The 21,857-nt window shown below is 68.2% G+C and carries 22 protein-coding genes and 1 pseudogene; 19 read left to right on the top strand and 4 right to left on the bottom strand.

Annotation, left to right across the window (positions count from 1 at the left end):
- The 4 genes and pseudogenes from AB0G02_RS05770 to AB0G02_RS05755 form a co-directional block, all read left to right on the top strand.
- Positions 1-647 (top strand): annotated as a pseudogene (locus AB0G02_RS05770) (hypothetical protein); the annotation flags it as partial.
- A gap of 469 nt (positions 648-1,116) precedes the next feature.
- The gene (gene rpoB, locus AB0G02_RS05765; RefSeq protein ID WP_360789863.1) at positions 1,117-4,599 is read left to right on the top strand and encodes a DNA-directed RNA polymerase subunit beta; all 3,483 of its coding nucleotides are present in this window, start codon (positions 1,117-1,119) and stop codon (positions 4,597-4,599) included.
- A 115-nt stretch (positions 4,600-4,714) separates the two neighbouring features.
- Positions 4,715-8,611 (top strand): DNA-directed RNA polymerase subunit beta', encoded by a 3,897-nt coding sequence (locus AB0G02_RS05760; protein WP_360789860.1) that lies wholly within the window; start codon positions 4,715-4,717, stop codon positions 8,609-8,611.
- Positions 8,612-8,823: 212 nt separating this feature from the next.
- Complete coding sequence (locus tag AB0G02_RS05755; protein WP_360789857.1) at positions 8,824-9,024, top strand: hypothetical protein; 201 nt, start codon at positions 8,824-8,826, stop codon at positions 9,022-9,024.
- 43 nt (positions 9,025-9,067) lie between these two features.
- Here AB0G02_RS05755 and AB0G02_RS05750 read toward each other — a convergent pair whose 3' ends face one another.
- From AB0G02_RS05750 to AB0G02_RS05735, 4 genes are all read right to left on the bottom strand, one after another.
- Entirely contained in the window at positions 9,068-9,343 is a 276-nt protein-coding gene (locus AB0G02_RS05750) for a hypothetical protein (protein WP_360789854.1), read from the bottom strand.
- A gap of 158 nt (positions 9,344-9,501) precedes the next feature.
- Complete coding sequence (locus tag AB0G02_RS05745) at positions 9,502-9,942, bottom strand: hypothetical protein (protein WP_360789852.1); 441 nt, start codon at positions 9,940-9,942, stop codon at positions 9,502-9,504.
- A gap of 100 nt (positions 9,943-10,042) precedes the next feature.
- Complete coding sequence (locus AB0G02_RS05740; protein WP_360789849.1) at positions 10,043-10,327, bottom strand: zf-TFIIB domain-containing protein; 285 nt, start codon at positions 10,325-10,327, stop codon at positions 10,043-10,045.
- A 38-nt stretch (positions 10,328-10,365) separates the two neighbouring features.
- Positions 10,366-11,235, bottom strand: coding sequence for an aminoglycoside phosphotransferase family protein (locus AB0G02_RS05735; RefSeq protein WP_360789846.1), 870 nt, complete (start codon positions 11,233-11,235; stop codon positions 10,366-10,368).
- 498 nt (positions 11,236-11,733) lie between these two features.
- Between AB0G02_RS05735 and rpsL the strand changes: the two genes are divergently transcribed.
- The 15 genes from rpsL (at position 11,734) to rpsQ (ending at position 21,827) form a co-directional block, all read left to right on the top strand.
- Positions 11,734-12,108 (top strand): 30S ribosomal protein S12, encoded by a 375-nt coding sequence (gene rpsL / locus AB0G02_RS05730; protein WP_030473471.1) that lies wholly within the window; start codon positions 11,734-11,736, stop codon positions 12,106-12,108.
- Positions 12,108-12,578, top strand: a complete 471-nt coding sequence (gene rpsG, locus AB0G02_RS05725; RefSeq protein ID WP_053715239.1) for a 30S ribosomal protein S7 — start codon at positions 12,108-12,110, stop codon at positions 12,576-12,578. Before rpsL ends, rpsG begins: the two co-directional genes overlap by 1 nt.
- A gap of 108 nt (positions 12,579-12,686) precedes the next feature.
- Complete coding sequence (gene fusA, locus AB0G02_RS05720) at positions 12,687-14,789, top strand: elongation factor G (RefSeq protein ID WP_360789843.1); 2,103 nt, start codon at positions 12,687-12,689, stop codon at positions 14,787-14,789.
- A gap of 139 nt (positions 14,790-14,928) precedes the next feature.
- The gene (gene tuf, locus AB0G02_RS05715; protein ID WP_123745270.1) at positions 14,929-16,122 is read left to right on the top strand and encodes an elongation factor Tu; all 1,194 of its coding nucleotides are present in this window, start codon (positions 14,929-14,931) and stop codon (positions 16,120-16,122) included.
- A 327-nt stretch (positions 16,123-16,449) separates the two neighbouring features.
- Entirely contained in the window at positions 16,450-16,755 is a 306-nt protein-coding gene (gene rpsJ, locus AB0G02_RS05710; RefSeq protein WP_003938093.1) for a 30S ribosomal protein S10, read from the top strand.
- 52 nt (positions 16,756-16,807) lie between these two features.
- Complete coding sequence (gene rplC / locus AB0G02_RS05705) at positions 16,808-17,458, top strand: 50S ribosomal protein L3 (RefSeq protein ID WP_123745271.1); 651 nt, start codon at positions 16,808-16,810, stop codon at positions 17,456-17,458.
- 2 nt (positions 17,459-17,460) lie between these two features.
- On the top strand, positions 17,461-18,153 hold the full coding sequence (gene rplD, locus AB0G02_RS05700; protein ID WP_360789839.1) for a 50S ribosomal protein L4: 693 nt from the start codon (positions 17,461-17,463) through the stop codon (positions 18,151-18,153).
- Positions 18,150-18,449: a 50S ribosomal protein L23 gene (gene rplW, locus AB0G02_RS05695; protein WP_073885918.1), complete on the top strand. Its 300-nt coding sequence runs from the start codon at positions 18,150-18,152 to the stop codon at positions 18,447-18,449. The genes rplD and rplW overlap by 4 nt, the downstream gene beginning before the upstream one ends.
- A gap of 22 nt (positions 18,450-18,471) precedes the next feature.
- Positions 18,472-19,308: a 50S ribosomal protein L2 gene (rplB, locus tag AB0G02_RS05690; RefSeq protein ID WP_073885917.1), complete on the top strand. Its 837-nt coding sequence runs from the start codon at positions 18,472-18,474 to the stop codon at positions 19,306-19,308.
- A gap of 18 nt (positions 19,309-19,326) precedes the next feature.
- A complete protein-coding gene (gene rpsS, locus AB0G02_RS05685) occupies positions 19,327-19,608 on the top strand; it encodes a 30S ribosomal protein S19 (RefSeq protein ID WP_015105260.1) in 282 nt (93 codons plus the stop codon).
- Between the two features lie 35 nt (positions 19,609-19,643).
- Positions 19,644-20,060 (top strand): 50S ribosomal protein L22, encoded by a 417-nt coding sequence (gene rplV, locus AB0G02_RS05680; protein ID WP_053715232.1) that lies wholly within the window; start codon positions 19,644-19,646, stop codon positions 20,058-20,060.
- The gene (gene rpsC, locus AB0G02_RS05675) at positions 20,060-20,878 is read left to right on the top strand and encodes a 30S ribosomal protein S3 (protein WP_360789834.1); all 819 of its coding nucleotides are present in this window, start codon (positions 20,060-20,062) and stop codon (positions 20,876-20,878) included. The genes rplV and rpsC overlap by 1 nt, the downstream gene beginning before the upstream one ends.
- Before the next feature lie 3 nt (positions 20,879-20,881).
- Entirely contained in the window at positions 20,882-21,301 is a 420-nt protein-coding gene (rplP, locus tag AB0G02_RS05670) for a 50S ribosomal protein L16 (RefSeq protein WP_053715230.1), read from the top strand.
- The gene (gene rpmC / locus AB0G02_RS05665) at positions 21,301-21,549 is read left to right on the top strand and encodes a 50S ribosomal protein L29 (RefSeq protein ID WP_033428581.1); all 249 of its coding nucleotides are present in this window, start codon (positions 21,301-21,303) and stop codon (positions 21,547-21,549) included. The genes rplP and rpmC overlap by 1 nt, the downstream gene beginning before the upstream one ends.
- Positions 21,546-21,827, top strand: a complete 282-nt coding sequence (gene rpsQ, locus AB0G02_RS05660) for a 30S ribosomal protein S17 (protein WP_360789831.1) — start codon at positions 21,546-21,548, stop codon at positions 21,825-21,827. The genes rpmC and rpsQ overlap by 4 nt, the downstream gene beginning before the upstream one ends.
- Positions 21,828-21,857 lie beyond the last annotated feature (30 nt).

The raw sequence follows: 21,857 nt of genomic DNA, 5'->3' as shown, positions 1-21,857 counted from the left end.
GCCGCCGCAAGCGCGACGGCGAGGCCGTCGCGGCGAGCGTGCTGACCGACGACGGGCCGAAGCACGCCCGGTCCGACGCCGACCACGACGCCGACGACGACGCGGCGCGGTCCACCAAGTCCGGCCTGGTGCTGCCCATCGCCCTGGTCGTGCTGGCCGCGCTGCTGGTCGGGCTGGGCGCGTGGTTCCAGGCGCGGGCCGGCGAGGTGCACTACAACGAGGCGCTGGTGGACAGCGCGGGCACGACCGAGGTCGCCGGGCAGACCCGCGAGGCGGTCGAGAAGGCCTTCTCCTACAACTTCGCCGACGTCTCCGCCACCGAGAAGGCGGCGAACGAGCTGCTCATCGGCAAGGCCAAGTGCCAGTACAACGCGATCTTCGGCCCCGTGCGCACGCTCGCGCCCGAGCAGAAGCTGGTGGTCACGGTGAAGGCCGTGTCCAGCGGCGTGACCTCGCTCGAGGGCGACCGCGCCACCGTGCTGCTCTTCCTCGACCAGGTCACCACCCGCACCACCGACAACCAGAGCGGCGGCGGCATCGCGATGATGCGGGCCGGCGCGCAGAAGGTCGACGGCCGGTGGAAGGTCGACAACATGGAGATGTTCGGCCAGAGCGGCGACCAGGCGGCCGAGACCGCCAAGTGCTGACGGGGCGGCCGCCGGACGGCCCCGCGGGTCGTCCACTCAGGACCTGAGATCCGGTTTCAAGCCCCTGTGCAACGTGATCTGCGCCACAATTTTCGAGGGTGACCGAGGGGAGCCGACACCATCTCCCTTCGTGGACACGACACCCGCCAAAGGTTCACCCCGGCTCACGTCCATGTATTTTCGCAGGTCACAGCGGTAACTCCCCGTTATCGCGCCTTGCGCCAGTGGAGTGATCGCCGCGTGGCATCTTGACTGTGAGCGTCAGCGGGGTCACTCTGTCGGTGAGCACGAGAAAGGTCCTTCCAGGTGCCTCTCGACAGTTGCCGCGCGCGTGGCTAGACTGCTCCTTTGCGCTGCCCTCTTTCCGTTTGCCCTTCGCCGAGAGCTGGATTGCCGGGCATCGCCGCACCCTTGACAGCCGTGCTAGTTCCGCTGACTAGCCAGCTACCTGTCCCTGGAAGGACGCATCTTGGCGATCTCTCGCGCGACCAAGGCCACTGCTGCGACCAACTCCACGTCGGGGATTCCCGGAGCGCCGAAGCGAGTCTCTTTCGCGAAGATCCACGAACCGCTTCAGACGCCCAACCTGCTCGACCTGCAGATCCAGTCGTTCGAATGGCTCACCGGCGACGAGGCGTGGTTCCAGCGCCGCGTCGACGAAGGTGACGAGGCGCCGACGGGCGGCCTCGAGGAGGTCTTGAACGAGATCTCCCCGATCGAGGACTTCTCCGGCTCGATGTCGCTCTCCTTCTCCGACCCGCGCTTCGACGAGGTCAAGGCCTCGACCGAGGAGTGCAAGGACAAGGACATGACGTACGCCGCCCCGTTGTTCGTCACGGCGGAGTTCACCAACCACACCACTGGCGAGATCAAGAGCCAGACGGTGTTCATGGGTGACTTCCCGATGATGACCGACAAGGGCACGTTCATCATCAACGGCACCGAGCGGGTCGTGGTCTCCCAGCTCGTCCGCTCGCCGGGTGTCTACTACGACACCGCGATCGACAAGACGACCGACAAGGACGTCTTCAGCGTCAAGATCATCCCGTCCCGGGGTGCTTGGCTGGAGTTCGACGTGGACAAGCGCGACACCGTCGGTGTCCGCATCGACCGCAAGCGCCGCCAGCCGGTGACCGTGCTGCTGAAGGCCCTGGGTTGGAGCACCGAGCAGATCCGCGAGCGCTTCTCGTTCAGCGAGACGCTGCTGACGACGCTGGAGAAGGACCACACCGCGGGCACCGACGAGGCGTTGCTCGACATCTACCGCAAGCTGCGTCCGGGCGAGCCGCCGACGAAGGAGTCCGCGCAGGCGCTGCTGGAGAACCTGTTCTTCAAGGACAAGCGCTACGACCTGGCCAAGGTCGGCCGGTACAAGGTCAACAAGAAGCTGGGCCTGAGCACCCCGATCACCACGGGCGTGCTGACCGAGGACGACATCGTCACGACGATCGAGTACCTGGTCCGCCTGCACGCCGGTGAGACGTCGATGCAGCCCGGCGACGTCGAGGTGCCCGTCGAGGTCGACGACATCGACCACTTCGGCAACCGCCGCCTGCGCACCGTCGGCGAGCTGATCCAGAACCAGATCCGGGTCGGTCTGTCCCGCATGGAGCGCGTCGTCCGCGAGCGCATGACGACCCAGGACGTCGAGGCCATCACGCCGCAGACCCTGATCAACATCCGCCCGGTGGTGGCGGCGATCAAGGAGTTCTTCGGCACGTCCCAGCTGTCGCAGTTCATGGACCAGACGAACCCGCTCGCGGGCCTGACCCACAAGCGCCGCCTGTCGGCGCTGGGTCCGGGTGGTCTGTCGCGTGAGCGCGCCGGCATGGAGGTCCGCGACGTCCACCCGTCGCACTACGGCCGCATGTGCCCGATCGAGACGCCGGAAGGCCCGAACATCGGCCTGATCGGCTCGCTGTCCTCCTACGGGCGGGTCAACCCGTTCGGCTTCATCGAGACGCCGTACCGCAAGGTCGTCGACGGCCGGGTCACCGACCAGATCGACTACCTGACGGCCGACGAAGAGGACCGCTACGTCAAGGCGCAGGCCAACGCCAAGATCGACGAGGAGGGCAACTTCCTCGAGGAGAAGGTCCTGGTCCGCAAGAAGGGCGGCGAGGTCGAGCAGATCGACCCGTCCGACGTGGACTACATGGACGTCTCGCCGCGGCAGATGGTGTCGGCCGCGACCGCGATGATCCCGTTCCTCGAGCACGACGACGCGAACCGCGCCCTGATGGGCGCGAACATGCAGCGCCAGGCGGTGCCGCTGCTGCGCAGCGAGTCCCCGCTGGTCGGCACCGGCATGGAGCTGCGCGCCGCGGTCGACGCCGGTGACGTCGTGGTGGCCAAGAAGACCGGTGTGGTCGAGGAGATCTCCGCCGACTACGTCACGGTCATGGCCGACGACGGCTCGCGGCAGACCTACGGCCTGCACAAGTTCCGCCGGTCCAACCAGGGCACCTGCATCAACCAGAAGCCCATCGTGAACGAGGGCGACCGGGTGCAGGAGGGCCAGGTCCTGGCCGACGGTCCGTGCACCGAGAACGGCGAGATGGCGCTGGGCAAGAACCTGCTCGTCGCGATCATGCCGTGGGAGGGCCACAACTACGAGGACGCGATCATCCTGTCGCAGCGCCTCGTGCAGGACGACGTCCTGACCTCGATCCACATCGAGGAGCACGAGATCGACGCGCGGGACACCAAGCTGGGCGCCGAGGAGATCACCCGGGACATCCCGAACGTCTCCGAGGAGGTCCTGGCCGACCTCGACGAGCGCGGCATCATCCGCATCGGCGCCGAGGTCCAGCCCGGCGACATCCTGGTCGGCAAGGTCACGCCCAAGGGCGAGACCGAGCTGACCCCGGAGGAGCGCCTGCTCCGCGCGATCTTCGGTGAGAAGGCGCGCGAGGTGCGCGACACGTCGCTGAAGGTGCCGCACGGCGAGTACGGCAAGGTCATCGGCATCCGCGTGTTCAGCCGCGAGGACGACGACGAGCTGCCCCCCGGCGTGAACGAGCTGGTCCGCGTCTACGTCGCCCAGAAGCGCAAGATCCAGGACGGCGACAAGCTCGCCGGCCGCCACGGCAACAAGGGCGTCATCGGCAAGATCCTCCCCGTCGAGGACATGCCGTTCCTCGAGGACGGCACCCCGGTCGACATCGTGCTGAACACGCACGGCGTGCCGCGTCGTATGAACATCGGCCAGGTGCTGGAGACCCACCTCGGGTGGATCGCCAAGCAGGGCTGGAGCATCAACGGCGACGCGAACTGGGCGAAGAACCTGCCCGAGGAGCTCTACCACGTCGAGCCCGGCACGAAGACGGCCACGCCGGTCTTCGACGGCGCCCGCGAGGACGAGATCACGGGCCTGCTCGGTTCGACCATCCCGAACCGCGACGGTGAGCGGATGGTGAAGGAGAACGGCAAGGCGCAGCTCTTCGACGGGCGCAGCGGCGAGCCGTACCCCTTCCCGGTGTCGGTCGGCTACATGTACATCCTGAAGCTGCTGCACCTGGTCGACGACAAGATCCACGCCCGCTCGACCGGCCCGTACTCGATGATCACGCAGCAGCCGCTGGGTGGTAAGGCGCAGTTCGGTGGTCAGCGGTTCGGTGAGATGGAGTGCTGGGCGATGCAGGCGTACGGCGCCGCGTACACGCTCCAGGAACTGCTCACGATCAAGTCCGACGACGTGCTCGGCCGCGTGAAGGTCTACGAGGCCATCGTCAAGGGCGAGAACATCCCGGAACCGGGTATCCCGGAGTCCTTCAAGGTGCTGCTCAAGGAGCTCCAGTCGCTGTGCCTCAACGTCGAGGTGCTGTCCTCGGACGGCGCCGCGATCGAGATGCGCGACGGCGACGACGAGGACCTCGAACGCGCGGCCGCGAACCTCGGCATCAACCTGTCGCGGTCCGAGTCGCCGTCCGTGGACGACGTCGTCAACTAGTTCCTCGCCGGTCATCGAGGGGGTTGTTCCCCTCGCGAGTCGGGATCAACCCCCTCGGTGACCCAGCCACCAGCACCCCAAGCAGCACCGAACCAAAAAGGGGAAGAGAGTAGACGTGCTCGACGTCAACTTCTTCGATGAGCTTCGCATCGGTCTCGCGACCGCGGACGACATCCGCCAGTGGTCCTTCGGCGAGGTCAAGAAGCCCGAGACCATCAACTACCGCACGCTCAAGCCGGAGAAGGACGGCTTGTTCTGCGAGAAGATCTTCGGTCCCACCCGGGACTGGGAGTGCTACTGCGGCAAGTACAAGCGCGTCCGCTTCAAGGGCATCATCTGCGAGCGCTGCGGCGTCGAGGTGACCCGCGCCAAGGTGCGCCGCGAGCGGATGGGCCACATCGAACTGGCCGCACCCGTCACGCACATCTGGTACTTCAAGGGCGTCCCCAGCCGGTTGGGCTACCTGCTCGACCTGGCCCCCAAGGACCTCGAGAAGATCATCTACTTCGCGGCCTACGTCATCGTCGGCGTGAACGCGGAGCTGCGCCACAACGACCTGCCCACGCTCGAGAACGAGATGCAGGTCGAGCGCAAGCGGGTCGAGAACCGGCGTGACGCCGACGTCGAGGCCCGTGCGCAGAAGCTGGAAGCCGACCTGGCCGAGCTGGAGGCCGAGGGCGCCAAGTCCGACGTCCGCCGCAAGGTCAAGGAGGGCGGCGAGCGCGAGATGCGCCAGCTCCGCGACCGCGCCCAGCGCGAGCTGGACCGGCTCGACGAGATCTGGTCCACCTTCACCAAGCTCGAGCGCGCCCAGCTGATCGCGGACGAGATGCTGTACCGCGAGCTGTACGACCGCTACGGCGACTACTTCACCGGTGCCATGGGCGCGGAGGCCATCCAGAAGCTGCTGGGTGACTACGACGTCGACGCCGAGGCCGACGTGCTGCGCGAGACCATCCGCAGCGGCAAGGGCCAGAAGAAGCTGCGCGCCCTCAAGCGGCTCAAGGTCGTGGCCGCCTTCCAGGCGACCCGCAACAACCCGCAGGGCATGGTCCTGGACTGCGTCCCGGTCATCCCGCCGGACCTGCGCCCGATGGTGCAGCTCGACGGTGGCCGCTTCGCCACGTCCGACCTGAACGACCTGTACCGCCGCGTGATCAACCGCAACAACCGCCTCAAGCGACTGATCGACCTCGGCGCCCCCGAGATCATCGTCAACAACGAGAAGCGGATGCTGCAGGAGGCCGTCGACGCGCTGTTCGACAACGGCCGCCGCGGCCGGCCGGTGACGGGTCCGGGCAACCGGCCGCTCAAGTCGCTGTCCGACCTGCTCAAGGGCAAGCAGGGCCGGTTCCGCCAGAACCTGCTCGGCAAGCGCGTCGACTACTCGGGCCGTTCGGTCATCGTGGTCGGCCCGCAGCTGAAGCTGCACCAGTGCGGCCTGCCCAAGCAGATGGCGCTGGAGCTGTTCAAGCCGTTCGTGATGAAGCGGCTGGTCGACCTCAACCACGCGCAGAACATCAAGTCCGCCAAGCGGATGGTGGAGCGCGCGCGCCCCGCCGTGTGGGACGTGCTCGAAGAGGTCATCACCGAGCACCCCGTGCTGCTGAACCGCGCGCCCACGCTGCACCGGCTGGGCATCCAGGCCTTCGAGCCGCAGCTGGTCGAGGGCAAGGCCATCCAGCTGCACCCGCTGGTCTGCGAGGCGTTCAACGCGGACTTCGACGGTGACCAGATGGCGGTCCACCTGCCGCTGTCCGCCGAGGCGCAGGCCGAGGCCCGCGTGCTGATGCTGTCGTCGAACAACATCCTCTCGCCCGCGTCGGGCAAGCCGCTGGCCATGCCGCGTCTGGACATGGTGACCGGCCTGTACCACCTGACCCGGCTCAAGGAGAACGACCTCGGCCAGGGCCAGGCGTACTCCTCGCCCGCCGAGGCGCTGATGGCGTTCGACCGCAAGGTCCTGGGCCTGCAGTCGATGGTCAAGATCCGGATCACGGACAAGAACCCGCCCAAGGGCCAGGAGCCCGAGGGCTGGGAGCCCGGTCAGCCGTGGCTGGCCGAGACCACCCTGGGTCGGGTGCTGTTCAACGAGGTCCTGCCGCAGGACTACCCGTTCATCAACGAGGTCATGCCCAAGAAGCGGCAGGCCACGATCATCAACGACCTGGCCGAGCGGTACCCGATGGTCACCGTCGCCCGGACGCTGGACAAGCTGAAGGACGCCGGTTTCTACTGGGCCACCCGGTCGGGCGTCACGGTCGCGATCTCGGACGTGCTCGTGCCGGAGGCCAAGCAGGGCATCCTGGACGAGTACGAGAAGCTCGCGGACGCGGTCGAGAAGCGCTACCAGCGCGGTCAGCTCTCCCACACTGAGCGCAACAACGAGCTGGTCAAGGTGTGGACCAAGGCGACCGAAGAGGTTGCCGAGGTCATGGAGGCCAACTTCCCCGAGGACAACTCGATCCGCATGATCGTGGCGTCCGGGGCGGCGGGCAACATGACCCAGGTCCGGTCGCTCGCCGGCATGCGCGGTCTGGTGACCAACCCGAAGGGCGAGTACATCCCGCGGCCGATCAAGAACTCGTTCCGCGAGGGCTTGTCGGTGCTGGAGTACTTCATCGCCACGCACGGCGCCCGCAAGGGTCTGGCCGACACCGCGCTGCGCACCGCCGACTCGGGTTACCTGACCCGTCGTCTGGTGGACGTCTCGCAGGACGTCATCATCCGCGAGGTCGACTGCGGCACCAGCCGCGGCGTGAACATGACGGTCGGTGAGCGGCAGGGCGACAAGGTCGTGCTGGCCGAGTTCGCGCAGACCAGCGTGTACGCGCGGACCATCGCCGAGGACATCACCGACGCCGGTGGCAACATCGTGCTCAACCGCGGTGACGACCTGGGCGACCCGGCGCTGGCGACGTTGGTCGAGGCGGGCGTGACCAGGGTCAAGGTCCGCTCCGTGCTGACCTGCGAGTCCGCGGTCGGTGTGTGCGCGTCCTGCTACGGCCGCTCGATGGCGACCGGCAAGCTGGTCGACGTCGGTGAGGCCGTCGGCATCGTGGCCGCGCAGTCCATCGGTGAGCCCGGCACGCAGCTGACCATGCGCACGTTCCACCAGGGTGGTGTGGCCGGTGACGACATCACCACCGGTCTGCCCCGTGTGCAGGAGCTGTTCGAGGCTCGTGTGCCGAAGGGCAAGGCGCCCATCGCGGACGTCGACGGCCGGGTGCGCATCGAGGACGGCGACCGCTTCTGGAAGATCACCCTCATCCCGGACGACGGGTCCGAGGAGATCATCTTCGAGAAGCTGTCGAAGCGTCAGCGGCTCGCGAACACGGCCACCGGTCCGCTGCAGGACGGCGACCACGTGCACGTGGGCCAGCAGCTGCTGGAGGGCACGCCCGACCCGCACGAGGTGCTGCGCGTGATGGGTCCCCGCGAGGCCCAGCTGCACCTGGTGCAGGAGGTCCAGAAGGTCTACCGGGCCCAGGGTGTGGCGATCCACGACAAGCACATCGAGGTCATCGTCCGGCAGATGCTGCGCCGGGTGACGATCATCGACTCGGGTGCGACCGAGTTCCTGCCGGGCTCGCTGGTCGAGCGCGCGGAGTTCGAGTCGGGCAACCGGGCCGTGGTGGCCGAGGGCGGCGAGCCCGCTGCCGGCCGTCCGGTGCTGATGGGCATCACGAAGGCGTCGCTGGCCACGGACTCGTGGCTGTCGGCGGCCTCCTTCCAGGAGACGACGAGGGTCCTGACGGACGCCGCGATCAACGGCCGTTCGGACAAGCTCATCGGCCTGAAGGAGAACGTGATCATCGGCAAGCTGATCCCGGCCGGCACCGGCATCAACCGGTACCGGAACATCCAGGTGCAGCCCACCGAGGAAGCGCGTGCGGCGGCGTACGCCATCCCGAGCTACGACGACGGCTACTACACGCCGGACGTCTTCGGCACGGGCACGGGCGCCGCGGTCCCGCTGGACGACTACGACTTCGGCCGCGACTACCGCTGAAGCAGCTAGTCATGTGAAAGGCCCCCGGAGCCTCCCGCTCCGGGGGCCTTTCGCTTGCTCGGGCCCGGCCGCCAGCGCGGCCTCCGGGCCCGGCACGTGGTGGTGATGACAAACCCACTGTCGTTTCTCCGGGTGGCGCTACTCAGGCAGCTCAGCAGTCGGCTTTCCCCGGCGCGACGGAGAAGGACACCCTGGCGCAGGCGGGGGAGACCGTGGGCGCCGACGGGCTGAAGGTCACGACCACCCGTCTCGTGGCCGGCGACTCCACGCTCGGCGCCACGCTGTGCACGACGGTGACCTACGACAACAGTCCGGTCGGCCGAGCAATTTCAGCGGGGGGCACCGACTGGAAGTTGCAGAGCCCGAACGGCGCGATCCGGTCCGATCGAATTGCGTGGGTGAACGCGCTCTGATCGACGGCGGCGCGGTCGTGCGCGCTCATTCCTCCACCCGCGGTCAGGCGGGGCGGCGGCGGGATTTGGCCAGGGTTCGGGCGCGGGCGACGAGGTCGTCCACCAGGTCGGCGTCCGCGAGTGGGGGAGTGGCGTCCGCGCAGCACGGTGGTTTGGTGCGCTTCTCCCACGACCCGGGGCGGACGCCGGCCAGTTCGTACAGGATCTCGTAGAGGTCGCGGCCCGGGTCGTCGTCGTGCGGGCCGACCAGCAGCACCCACGCCGTGCTCGGTGAGGGGAAGGCGACGACCACGCGGTCCGGGCCGCGCAGGTGCTTCACGCACAGCCTGGGCAGGGGTTCGGGACCGGTGACGCGGTAGCCGAGGGCCAGGCAGCCGCTGTGCGACAGCTCGTCCAGGAACCTGTCGTAGGCGACCCGGGCGGCACCGCGCAGGCCCGCGGCCTGGACGGCCGCGACCGGTGTCTCGACGACCTTGATCAGCGCACCACGCGTCCTTCACCGCGGTGCATCTGCTCCAGGCTGGTGGCCAGGTCGTCGCGGTCGAGGAGAGCCGCGTCGCTCAACCGCCGGTGCACCTCGTCCAGCAACGCGCGGTTCTTGCCGGCACGCCTCAGGTCCGCCACGACGTGCAGCACCTCGTGCAGCCGCACGGCGTCCAGCAGCAGCCTGGGCTCCCGGCTGTGGACGGCCAGCACGCCCTCCCGAGCCCACGCCTTGACCGTCTTCTCGGTCAGGTCCAGCAGCTCCCCGGCCACCACGGGCCGCACCGGCGGGGCCTGGCGCAGGGCCTTCGCCACCACGCCGTGCAGCTTGCGCCGCCGCTCGTCGTCCTCCGACAAGGTCGACGCGACCTCCTCGATCTCCTCGATCCGGTCGAACAGGTCGCGGATCCGCGCAGCCTCGGTGGCGACGGACATGTCGGGCCTCCTCGGGTCACTCCCGAGTATCACCCTGTTTTTCGGTAGTGACAACAGCGGCCCCACACCCACCGGGGGTGCGGGGCCGCTGCTGCGGGGATCAGGACGAGAAGAACAACCCGCCCAGGCCGCGGTGCTTGCGGTGGCCGTAGTGGTGGCCGCCGCCGTAGCCCCAGCCGGGCTGGGGCGGCTGCTGCACGTAGTGGACCTGAGCCGGAGGCGCGACGGGCGGGGGCGGCGGAGGGGCCATCTGCTGCTCGAGCCGCGTGATGGCCTCCAGCTCGCCGTAGTCGAGGAAGACCCCGCGGCAGCCGTCGCACTGCTCGATGTGCACGCCCATGCGGTCGAAGGTGCGCATGTTCGCATGACACTTGGGACACTGCATCGTGTGAGCCTCCTGCTCTTGACGCGATGATCCCGATATTAGCCGCGCGGAATGGGTTCGTGTGCCGACACGATCCGGCCGCACGCGTCGATCAGCGCTTCTTGGGCGTCGTTCAACTCCTTGTTGTCGCGCTCCGCAGCGGAAAGGGCACGCGCCGCCATCTGCACGACCAATGCGCGCGCCGGCGCCTCCAGCACCGACCACGGATCCTCCGGCGGCACGCCCGCGCCACCGGCCTTTAGGTACGACCCGAGCAGCCGGCCCCACGCGTCGGCGTCGAGCACCCCGGCCGCGTGCAGGGCCGCGGGCCTGGCCAGGTCCCACGCCGGGTCGCCCACGCCCAGGTCGTCCACGTCGATCAGCCGGTACCCGTCCCGCCACACCAGCTGCCCCAGGTGCCAGTCGCCGTGGATGAGCGTGGTCCCGGTGTCACCGAACTCGGGCAGCGTCGCGAACGCGCGCCGGACCAGGTGCGCGGCGGGCGTGTCGAGCGTCAGGTCGCGCACCGCCCGCTCCATCCGCGGCCGTGCGCCCGCCGCGGGGACGGGCGGCGCGAAGTCCGCCGCGCCGAACCGGTGCAGCGCCGCCAGCATCCGCCCGGCGGCCTCCATCGGCAGGTCCTCCGGCTCGGCCTGCGGCACCGGCGTCCCCACCGGCCACGCCGTGACGACCCGGCCGAGCACCACCGCGGGCGCGGAGCGGGGCGCCAGCAGCAGGTCCCCCAGCCGGGGGTCGGCGGCCAGCCGGAGCCGCGCGGTCAGCACGGCGAGGTCGGTGCCGCGTTCGTGGGCCTTCAGCACCACGTCCGCGACCCGCACCACGACCACGTCGCCGCGCACCGCGAGCACCTCGGGCGAGGCGTCGGCGGCGACCAGCGCCGCCATGCCCGCGATGAGATCGGAGTTCACCCGACCAGTGTGACCGGCACCCGGCCCGGTCCGAGGTCGTCACGCGCGGTCCGCACACGTGCCGGGCGTCCCCGGTGAGCAATGTCACGATGCAGGCCGGCCCACACCCCATCGGGTGAAAACGCGGCTCCCGCAACCGGCGTGGGCCGCTCATCCGTGTTCTGATGGGGGTCAGGCCGGTGTTCGCCCTGCTCGATCCGCTGCCGCCGCGGATCCGTTTTGACCCGTGGGAACCAGGCGGGGTATCTTTGGTACTCGTGCCCGACCCATGTCGGGCCGCTCCGCGTGCCTACGCGCCAGTGGTGCTGGAAAGCCGGCCGCGGTGACCTCCACGCGTAGGGGCATCCTGGGATGTCGCCTGCGGACCTGGGGTGACGGCGTCGCGCCGTCGGTTCTGCCGAAGGCCGCGACACGCCCGACCTCGGGTGCAGAGAGGGACCAGGTAAACAGGGCTCGTCGCCCACGCGGCGGGCACGTAAAGGAAGAAGCAGCCGGCGTATGCCAACGATCCAGCAGCTGGTCCGCAAGGGCCGGCAGGACAAGGTCGCCAAGCAGAAGACCGCGGCGCTCAAGGGCAGCCCGCAGCGGCGCGGTGTGTGCACCCGCGTCTACACGACCACGCCCAAGAAGCCGAACTCGGCGCTGCGCAAGGTCGCCCGCGTGAAGCTGACGAGCGGTATCGAGGTCACGGCTTACATCCCCGGTGAGGGCCACAACCTCCAGGAGCACTCGATGGTGCTCGTGCGCGGCGGTCGTGTGAAGGACCTCCCGGGTGTCCGTTACAAGATCATTCGCGGTTCCCTCGACACGCAGGGCGTGAAGAACCGCAAGCAGGCTCGCAGCCGGTACGGCGCGAAGAAGGAGAAGAGCTGATGCCCCGCAAGGGACCGGCCCCGAAGCGGCCGCTGATCTCCGACCCGGTCTACAGCTCTCCGCTGGTGACCCAGCTCATCAACAAGGTGCTGGTCGACGGCAAGCGCTCCGTGGCCGAGCGGATCGTGTACGGCGCCCTCGAAGGCGCCCGCGACAAGACGGGCACCGACCCCGTCGTCACGCTCAAGCGCGCCCTGGACAACGTCAAGCCGGCGCTCGAGGTGAAGTCCCGCCGCGTCGGTGGCGCCACCTACCAGGTGCCCGTCGAGGTGAAGCCGGGCCGCTCGACCACGCTCGCGCTGCGCTGGCTGATCACCTTCTCCCGGCAGCGCCGTGAGAAGACCATGATCGAGCGCCTGATGAACGAGCTGCTCGACGCGAGCAACGGCCTGGGCGCGAGCGTCAAGCGCCGCGAGGACACGCACAAGATGGCCGAGTCGAACAAGGCCTTCGCCCACTACCGCTGGTGACGTGCCGCCAGGCGGGCCGTCCGTGGAGGACTTCCCGGACAGCCCGCCTGGCGCCTCCCGGCCCTAGTGAGCCTGCTACCAGCTAGCTCAAGACAGGGGAAGACACCCGTGGCACAGGACGTGCTCACCGACCTGGCCAAGGTCCGCAACATCGGGATCATGGCCCACATCGACGCGGGCAAGACCACGACGACCGAGCGGATCCTGTTCTACACCGGGATCAGCTACAAGATCGGCGAGGTCCACGACGGCGCCGCGGTGATGGACTGGATGGAGCAGGAGCAGGAGCGCGGCATCACGATCACGTCGGCCGCGACGACCTGCTTCTGGAAGAACCACCAGATCAACATCATCGACACGCCGGGCCACGTCGACTTCACCGTCGAGGTGGAGCGCAACCTCCGCGTCCTCGACGGTGCCGTTGCCGTGTTCGACGGCAAGGAAGGCGTCGAGCCCCAGTCCGAGCAGGTCTGGCGCCAGGCGACCAAGTACGACGTCCCGCGCATCTGCTTCGTCAACAAGATGGACAAGCTCGGCGCCGACTTCTACTTCACCGTGCGCACGATCCAGGAGCGCCTCGGCGCGAAGCCGCTGCCGATCCAGATCCCGATCGGGTCGGAGAGCGACTTCATCGGCGTCGTCGACCTGGTCGAGATGCGCGCGCTGACCTGGCGCGGTGAGGTCCAGAAGGGCGAGGACTACACGGTCGAGGAGATCCCGGCCGACCTCGCCGACAAGGCCGCCGAGTACCGCGAGGCGCTGGTCGAGGCCGTGGCCGAGACCGACGACGAGCTCATGGAGGCCTACCTCGCGGGCGAGGAGCTGACCGTCGAGCAGATCAAGACGGGCATCCGCGCGATCGTCAAGAACCGCACCGCCTACCCGGTGCTGTGCGGCTCGGCGTTCAAGAACAAGGGCGTCCAGCCCATGCTCGACGCGGTGATCGACTTCCTGCCCGCTCCGCTGGACCTCCCCCCGGTCGAGGGCACGCTGCAGGACGGCGAGACGCCGGCCTTCCGCAAGCCCGCGACGGACGAGCCGTTCTCGGCCCTGGCGTTCAAGATCGCGGCGCACCCGTTCTTCGGCAAGCTGACCTACATCCGGGTCTACTCCGGCAAGGTCGCCTCCGGCACCCAGGTCATCAACTCGACCAAGGACCGCAAGGAGCGCATCGGGAAGATCTTCCAGATGCACGCCAACAAGGAGAACCCGGTCGACGAGGCCATCGCCGGTCACATCTACGCCGTGATCGGTCTGAAGGACACCACCACCGGTGAGACGCTCTGCGACCCGCAGGCGCCCATCGTGCTGGAGTCGATGACCTTCCCCGAGCCGGTCATCCAGGTGGCGATCGAGCCGAAGACGAAGGCGGACCAGGAGAAGCTGGGCACCGCGATCCAGAAGCTGGCCGAGGAGGACCCGACGTTCCGGGTCAACCTGGACCAGGAGACCGGCCAGACCATCATCGCCGGCATGGGCGAGCTCCACCTGGACATCCTGGTGGACCGCATGCGCCGCGAGTTCAAGGTCGAGGCCAACATCGGCAAGCCCCAGGTGGCGTACCGGGAGACGATCCGCCGCAAGGTGGAGAAGTACTCCTACACCCACAAGAAGCAGACCGGTGGCTCCGGCCAGTTCGCGAAGGTCCTCATCGACCTGGAGCCGTTGGAGAAGACCGAGGACGGCGCTCTCTACGAGTTCGTCAACGCGGTCACCGGTGGTCGCATCCCGCGGGAGTACATCCCGTCGGTGGACGCGGGCGCCCAGGACGCGATGCAGTACGGCGTGCTGGCGGGCTACCCGCTGGTGGGCGTCAAGGTGACGCTGGTCGACGGCGCCTACCACGAGGTCGACTCGTCGGAGATGGCGTTCAAGATCGCGGGCTCCATGGCGCTCAAGGAAGCCGCCCGGCAGGCCAGCCCGGCCATCCTCGAGCCGTTGATGGCCGTCGAGGTCACCACGCCCGAGGACTACATGGGCGACGTGATCGGCGACTTGAACTCCCGCCGTGGCCAGATCCAGGCCATGGAAGAGCGCAGTGGCACCCGCGTCGTCAAGGCGCTGGTCCCGCTGTCGGAGATGTTCGGGTATGTCGGCGACCTGCGGTCCAAGACCCAGGGTCGCGCGAACTACTCGATGACCTTTGACTCCTACGCCGAGGTTCCCGCGAACGTCGCGAAGGAGATCATCGCGAAGGCGACGGGCGAGTAACCCCAACCGGAGCACCGCAGCACCACGCGGGCTCTCCGGGGGGATGCCCCGGGGTCCGCACAACCGACCCTGACGTGAAGCCCGGCGGGCGGCTGACAGCCCGCCGGGCTAAGCAATAGAAGTCCAGGAGGACATTCCAGTGGCGAAGGCGAAGTTCGAGCGGACGAAGCCGCACGTCAACATCGGCACCATTGGTCACATCGACCACGGTAAGACGACGCTGACCGCTGCCATCTCCAAGGTCCTGCACGACAAGTACCCGGACCTCAACCCCTTCACGCCGTTCGACCAGATCGACAAGGCGCCGGAGGAGAAGCAGCGCGGCATCACCATCTCGATCGCGCACATCGAGTACCAGACCGACAAGCGCCACTACGCGCACGTCGACTGCCCCGGTCACGCCGACTACATCAAGAACATGATCACCGGTGCGGCGCAGATGGACGGCGCCATCCTGGTGGTCGCGGCGACCGACGGCCCGATGCCGCAGACCAAGGAGCACGTGCTCCTGGCCCGCCAGGTCGGTGTGCCCTACATCGTGGTGGCCCTGAACAAGGCCGACATGGTGGACGACGAGGAGATCCTGGAGCTCGTCGAGCTCGAGGTCCGCGAGCTGCTCTCCGAGTACGAGTTCCCCGGTGACGACCTGCCGGTCGTCCGCGTCTCCGCGCTGAAGGCGCTGGAGGGCGACGCCGAGTGGGGCGAGAAGCTCATCGGCCTGATGGACGCCGTGGACGAGAACATCCCGGAGCCCGAGCGCGAGGTCGACCGTCCGTTCCTGATGCCGGTCGAGGACGTGTTCACCATCACCGGTCGTGGCACCGTGGTGACCGGCCGCATCGAGCGCGGCATCATCAAGGTCAACGAAGAGGTCGAGATCGTCGGCATCAAGGAGACCTCGAAGAAGACGACGGTCACCTCGATCGAGATGTTCAAGAAGTTCCTCGACGAGGGTCGCGCGGGCGACAACGCCGCCCTGCTGCTGCGCGGCATCAAGCGCGAGGAGGTGGAGCGCGGCATGGTGATCGTGAAGCCGGGCACCACCACCCCGCACACCGAGTTCGACGCGCAGGTCTACATCCTGTCGAAGGACGAGGGCGGCCGGCACACGCCGTTCTTCAACAACTACCGCCCGCAGTTCTACTTCCGCACCACCGACGTGACCGGCGTCGTGACCCTCCCCGAGGGCACCGAGATGGTCATGCCGGGCGACACCACGTCGATGGCCGTGAAGCTGATCCAGCCGATCGCCATGGACGAGGGCCTGCGGTTCGCCATCCGCGAGGGTGGCCGCACCGTCGGCGCGGGCTCGGTCACCAAGATCATCAAGTGATCTAGCTCTACAACTCACCCCCCGATTTGGTCTCGCCGCGTACGTGTGCGACCATTGACGGGTTGCTCGTCGGGGCGGCCGGTTCGAGTTCTGGACTCGGCCGCCCCGCCACGAGCGGGGTTTGATCGAGCAAGACAATCCCACAGGCTTGATCAGTGGGACCGGTCTATGTGTTGGGGCGCGACACGCCCGACCGCGTGGACCGGGCACCGTGACACCGCTCGGTGTCAATCCTGAATAGGGGGCGGAGCGCGCCGGAGGTCCCGTGACCTCGTGCAAGGTGCCCGCACCGCAGCGGTACTAGAAGCAGAGGAACGGCAAGCCATCATGGCGGGACAGAAGATCCGCATCCGGCTCAAGGCCTACGACCACGAGGCGATCGACGCGTCCGCGCGCAAGATCGTCGAGACCGTGACGCGCACCGGCGCTCGGGTCGTCGGGCCTGTGCCGCTGCCCACTGAGAAGAACGTTTACTGCGTCATCCGCTCGCCGCACAAGTACAAGGACTCGCGCGAGCACTTCGAGATGCGCACGCACAAGCGTCTGATCGACATCCTCGACCCGACGCCGAAGACGGTGGACGCGCTCATGCGCATCGACCTGCCGGCGAGCGTCGACGTCAACATCCAGTAAGCGTTGGACGCGGCAGTGTTGATCCCATTTGGGGCGGAGAGTAACGAGACCCATGTCTGACAGGCAGGTTAAGGGCCTCCTGGGCACCAAGCTCGGCATGACTCAGGTCTTCGACGAGAACAACCGGATCGTTCCGGTTACCGTCGTCAAGGCCGAGCCGAACGTGGTCACCCAGGTTCGGACCCAGGAAATCGACGGCTACTCGGCCGTGCAGTTGGCCTTCGGCGCGATCGACCCGCGCAAGGTCAACAAGCCCGTCGCGGGCCACTACGCCAAGGCGGGCGTCACGCCCCGCCGCCACCTGGCGGAGCTGCGCACCACGGACGCGTCCGAGTACACGGTCGGCCAGGAAATCACCGCCGAGGTCTTCGAGGCCGGCGTGGTGGTCGACGTGGTCGGCACCAGCAAGGGCAAGGGCACCGCGGGTGTCATGAAGCGCCACGGGTTCAAGGGCCTCGGCGCCAGCCACGGCACGCAGCGCAAGCACCGCTCGCCCGGCTCCATCGGCGGCTGCGCCACGCCCGGCCGCGTGTTCAAGGGCCTGCGGATGGCGGGCCGGATGGGCCACGTGCGGGTGACCACCCAGAACCTCAAGGTGCACCGCGTGGACGCCGAGTCCGGCCTGCTGCTCATCAAGGGCGCCGTTCCCGGCCCCAAGGGCGGCACCGTGTTCATCAAGACCGCTGCGAAGGGTGGTGCCTGATCATGACTTCCGTTGAGATCCGCACCCCGGCCGGCCAGACCGACGGCTCCGTCGAGCTGCCCGCCGCGATCTTCGACGCGCAGGCCAACGTGGCGCTGCTGCACCAGGTCGTCGTGGCCCAGCAGGCCGCGGCCCGCCAGGGCACGCACTCCACCAAGACCCGCGGCGAAGTCCGCGGTGGTGGCAAGAAGCCGTACCGGCAGAAGGGCACCGGCCGCGCCCGTCAGGGCTCGACCCGTGCGCCGCAGTTCGCCGGTGGTGGCGTCGTCCACGGCCCGCAGCCGCGCGACTACACCCAGCGCACCCCCAAGAAGATGAAGGCCGCCGCCCTGCGCGGTGCCCTCTCCGACCGGGCGCGCGCCGGCCAGGTGCACGTGGTGAGCGGCTTCGTCGAGGGCGACGCGCCGTCGACCAAGTCGGCCCGCAAGGTGCTGGAGTCGGTGACCGAGGCCCGCCGCGTGCTGGCCGTGCTGCTGCGCACCGACGAGGTTTCGTGGGTCAGCCTGCGCAACCTGCAGCACGTGCACATCATCGCGCCGGACCAGCTGAACACGTTCGACGTGCTGGTCAACGACGACGTGGTGTTCACCAAGGACGCGCTCGACGTGTTCCTGGCGAGCAAGGCCCAGCACGGGCAGGGCTCCGCCGAGGCGACCGCGACGTCCACCGAGGGTGACGAGGAGGCCGCGAAGTGATCCCCGACCACCGGGACATCCTGCTCGCGCCGGTCATCTCCGAGAAGTCCTACGGGCTGCTCGAGGAGAACAAGTACACCTTCGTGGTGGCTCCCGGCTCGAACAAGACCCAGATCAAGATTGCCGTGGAGAAGGTCTTCGGCGTCAAGGTCGTCAGCGTCAACACGATCAACCGCCAGGGCAAGCGCAAGCGCACCCGGACGGGCTACGGCAAGCGCAAGGACACCAAGCGCGCCATCGTGACGCTGTCCGCCGAGAGCAAGCCGATCGAGATCTTCGGCGGCCCGGCCGCCTGATGACGACGAGGACTGCGTAGAGATGGGCATTCGCAAGTACAAGCCGACGACCCCCGGTCGTCGCGGTGCGAGCGTCTCCGACTTCGCCGAGATCACTCGGACGACGCCGGAGAAGTCGCTGGTCCGCCCGCTGCACGGCCGCGGTGGCCGCAACGCGTCGGGCAAGATCACGACGCGGCACAAGGGTGGTGGCCACAAGCGGGCGTACCGCCTCATCGACTTCCGCCGCACCGACAAGGACGGCGTGCCGGCCAAGGTCGCTCACATCGAGTACGACCCCAACCGCACCGCGCGCATCGCGCTGCTGCACTACCTCGACGGCGAGAAGCGCTACATCATCGCCCCGTCGAAGTTGCAGCAGGGCGACATGGTGGAGAACGGCCCCAAGGCGGACATCAAGCCGGGCAACAACCTCCCGCTGCGCAACATCCCGGTCGGCACCGTGATCCACGCGATCGAGCTCCGCCCCGGCGGCGGCGCGAAGATCGCCCGATCCGCCGGTGCCAGCGTGCAGCTCGTCGCCAAGGACGGCCCCTACGCCCAGCTGCGGATGCCCTCGGGCGAAATCCGCAACGTGGACGTCCGGTGCCGCGCCACGGTGGGCGAGGTCGGCAACGCCGAGCACCAGAACATCAACTGGGGCAAGGCCGGCCGCATGCGGTGGAAGGGCAAGAAGCCCACCGTCCGCGGTGTCGCCATGAACCCGGTCGACCACCCGCACGGTGGTGGTGAGGGCAAGACCTCCGGTGGTCGCCACCCGGTGAACCCGGCCGGTAAGCCCGAGGGCCGCACGCGCCGCCGCAACAAGCCAAGCGACAAGCTCATCGTCCGGCGTCGTCGCACCGGTAAGAAGCGCTGAGCAGGGAGGGAGTGAAGGATGCCTCGCAGCCTTAAGAAGGGCCCCTTCGTGGACGACCACCTGCTCAAGAAGGTGGACGTCCTCAACGAGTCGGGCAAGAAGACCGTCATCAAGACCTGGTCCCGCCGGTCGACGATCATCCCCGACATGTTGGGCCACACGATCGCGGTGCACGACGGCCGCAAGCACGTGCCGGTGTTCGTGACGGAGGCGATGGTCGGGCACAAGCTCGGCGAGTTCGCCCCGACCCGCACGTTCAAGGGCCACATCAAGGACGACCGGAAGTCGCGCCGTCGCTAGGCGACGAACTAGAGGAAGAGCAAGGGGAAGCAGCGATGAACGCCCGTAACGAAGCCGAAGCGCCGGAGTTCCCGCGCGCCGTGGCTCGGGCTCGCTACGTCCGTGACACGCCCATGAAGGTGCGTCGCGTCGTCGAGCTCATCAGGGGTCGTAGCGCCAGCGAGGCCCTGGCCGTGCTCCAGTTCGCGCCGCAGGCGGCATCTGAGCCGGTCCGCAAGGTGCTGCAGAGCGCCGTGGCCAACGCCGAGAACAACCTGTCCCTGGACCCCGACACCCTGTGGGTGTCGAAGGTGTACGTGGACGAGGGTCCGACCCTCAAGCGGTTCCGCCCGCGCGCCCAGGGCCGCGCCTATCGGATCCGCAAGCGGACGAGCCACATCACCGTCGAGGTGGAGAGCCGTCCGAAGAAGACCAGCGCGAAGGCCGGCGCTGACAGGAAGGGGGCTCGGTAGTGGGCCAGAAAATCAACCCGCACGGCTTCCGACTTGGTATCACCACGGACTGGAAGTCCCGCTGGTACGCCGACAAGCAGTACGCCGAGTACGTCGCCGAGGACGTCAAGATCCGCAAGCTGCTCTCCAAGGGCATGGAGCGGGCCGGCATCTCGAAGGTGGAGATCGAGCGCACCCGTGACCGGGTTCGCGTCGACATCCACACCGCCCGGCCGGGCATCGTCATCGGTCGCCGCGGCGCCGAGGCGGACCGCATCCGCGGTGAGCTGGAGAAGCTCACCAAGAAGCAGGTGCAGCTCAACATCCTCGAGGTGAAGAGCCCCGAGTCCGACGCGCAGCTCGTCGCGCAGGGCGTGGCGGAGCAGCTGTCCAACCGCGTCGCCTTCCGCCGCGCGATGCGCAAGGCCATCCAGTCGGCCATGCGCTCCCCGCAGGTCAAGGGCATCCGCGTGCAGTGCGGCGGTCGTCTCGGCGGTGCCGAGATGTCCCGCTCCGAGCACTACCGCGATGGCCGCGTGCCGCTGCACACGCTGCGCGCCGACATCGACTACGGCTTCTTCGAGGCTCGCACCACGTTCGGCCGGATCGGCGTGAAGGTGTGGATCTACAAGGGCGACATCGTCGGTGGTCTCAGCGCCAAGCGCGAGCGTGACGCCGCTCCGTCGGCCGACCGCGCGCCGCGTCGCGACCGCAACGAACGCCCGAACCGCGCCCGTCGTTCCGGCGCCAGCGGCACCACGGCGACGAGCACCGAGGCCGGTCGGGCCGCTGCGGGCGACCAGGCCGCCGCACCGACCGAAGAGAAGACGGAGGGCTGAGTCGTGCTCATCCCGCGCAGGGTTAAGCACCGCAAGCAGCACCACCCCGGACGGTCCGGTGCTGCCAAGGGCGGCACGAGGGTCACCTTCGGCGAGTACGGCATCCAGGCTCTGGAGCCCGCCTACGTGACCAACCGGCAGATCGAGTCGGCTCGTATCGCGATCACCCGGCACATCCGCCGTGGTGGCAAGGTCTGGATCAACATCTTCCCGGACCGCCCGCTGACCAAGAAGCCGGCCGAGACCCGCATGGGTTCCGGTAAGGGTTCGCCGGAGTGGTGGGTGGCCAACATCAAGCCGGGTCGGGTGCTCTTCGAGATGAGCTTCCCGAACGAGGCTGTGGCCCGCGAGGCGCTGCGCCGCGCGATCCACAAGCTCCCGATGAAGTGCCGCATCGTTACGCGTGAGGGTGGTGAGTTCTGATGGCAGCGGGTACCACCGCTTCCGAGCTGCGTGAGCTCACCGAGGAAGAGCTCGTGCTGCGCCTGAGGGAGGCGAAGGAGGAGCTGTTCAACCTCCGCTTCCAGATGGCCACCGGGCAGCTCGACAACAACCGCCGCCTGCGCACGGTCCGGCACGAGATCGCCCGGATCTACACCGTGATGCGGGAACGGGAGCTGGGCCTCTCGGCCTCTCCCGACGCGGTTTCCACTGGTGAGGGTGCGGCATGAGCGAGAACAACGAAGTGACTACCGAGGTTCGCAACGACCGCAAGGTCCGCGAGGGCTACGTCGTGTCCGACAAGATGGACAAGACGATCGTGGTGGCGGTCGAGGACCGCAAGAAGCACCGCCGGTACTCGAAGGTCATGCGCTCCACCACCAAGGTGAAGGCGCACGACGAGCAGAACACCGCCGGCATCGGCGACCGCGTCCTGCTGATGGAGACGCGGCCGCTGTCGGCCACGAAGCGCTGGCGCCTCGTCGAGATCCTCGAAAAGGCCAAGTAAGCCCAAGGAGAACGGGCACAGCGTTACCGA

Origin of the sequence: Actinosynnema sp. NPDC023658, assembly GCF_040639995.1 — a bacterium.
Lineage (GTDB): Bacteria > Actinomycetota > Actinomycetes > Mycobacteriales > Pseudonocardiaceae > Actinosynnema.
The sequence above is the reverse complement of the archived record's forward strand: the minus strand, read 5'-3'. Positions and strand labels throughout refer to the sequence as shown.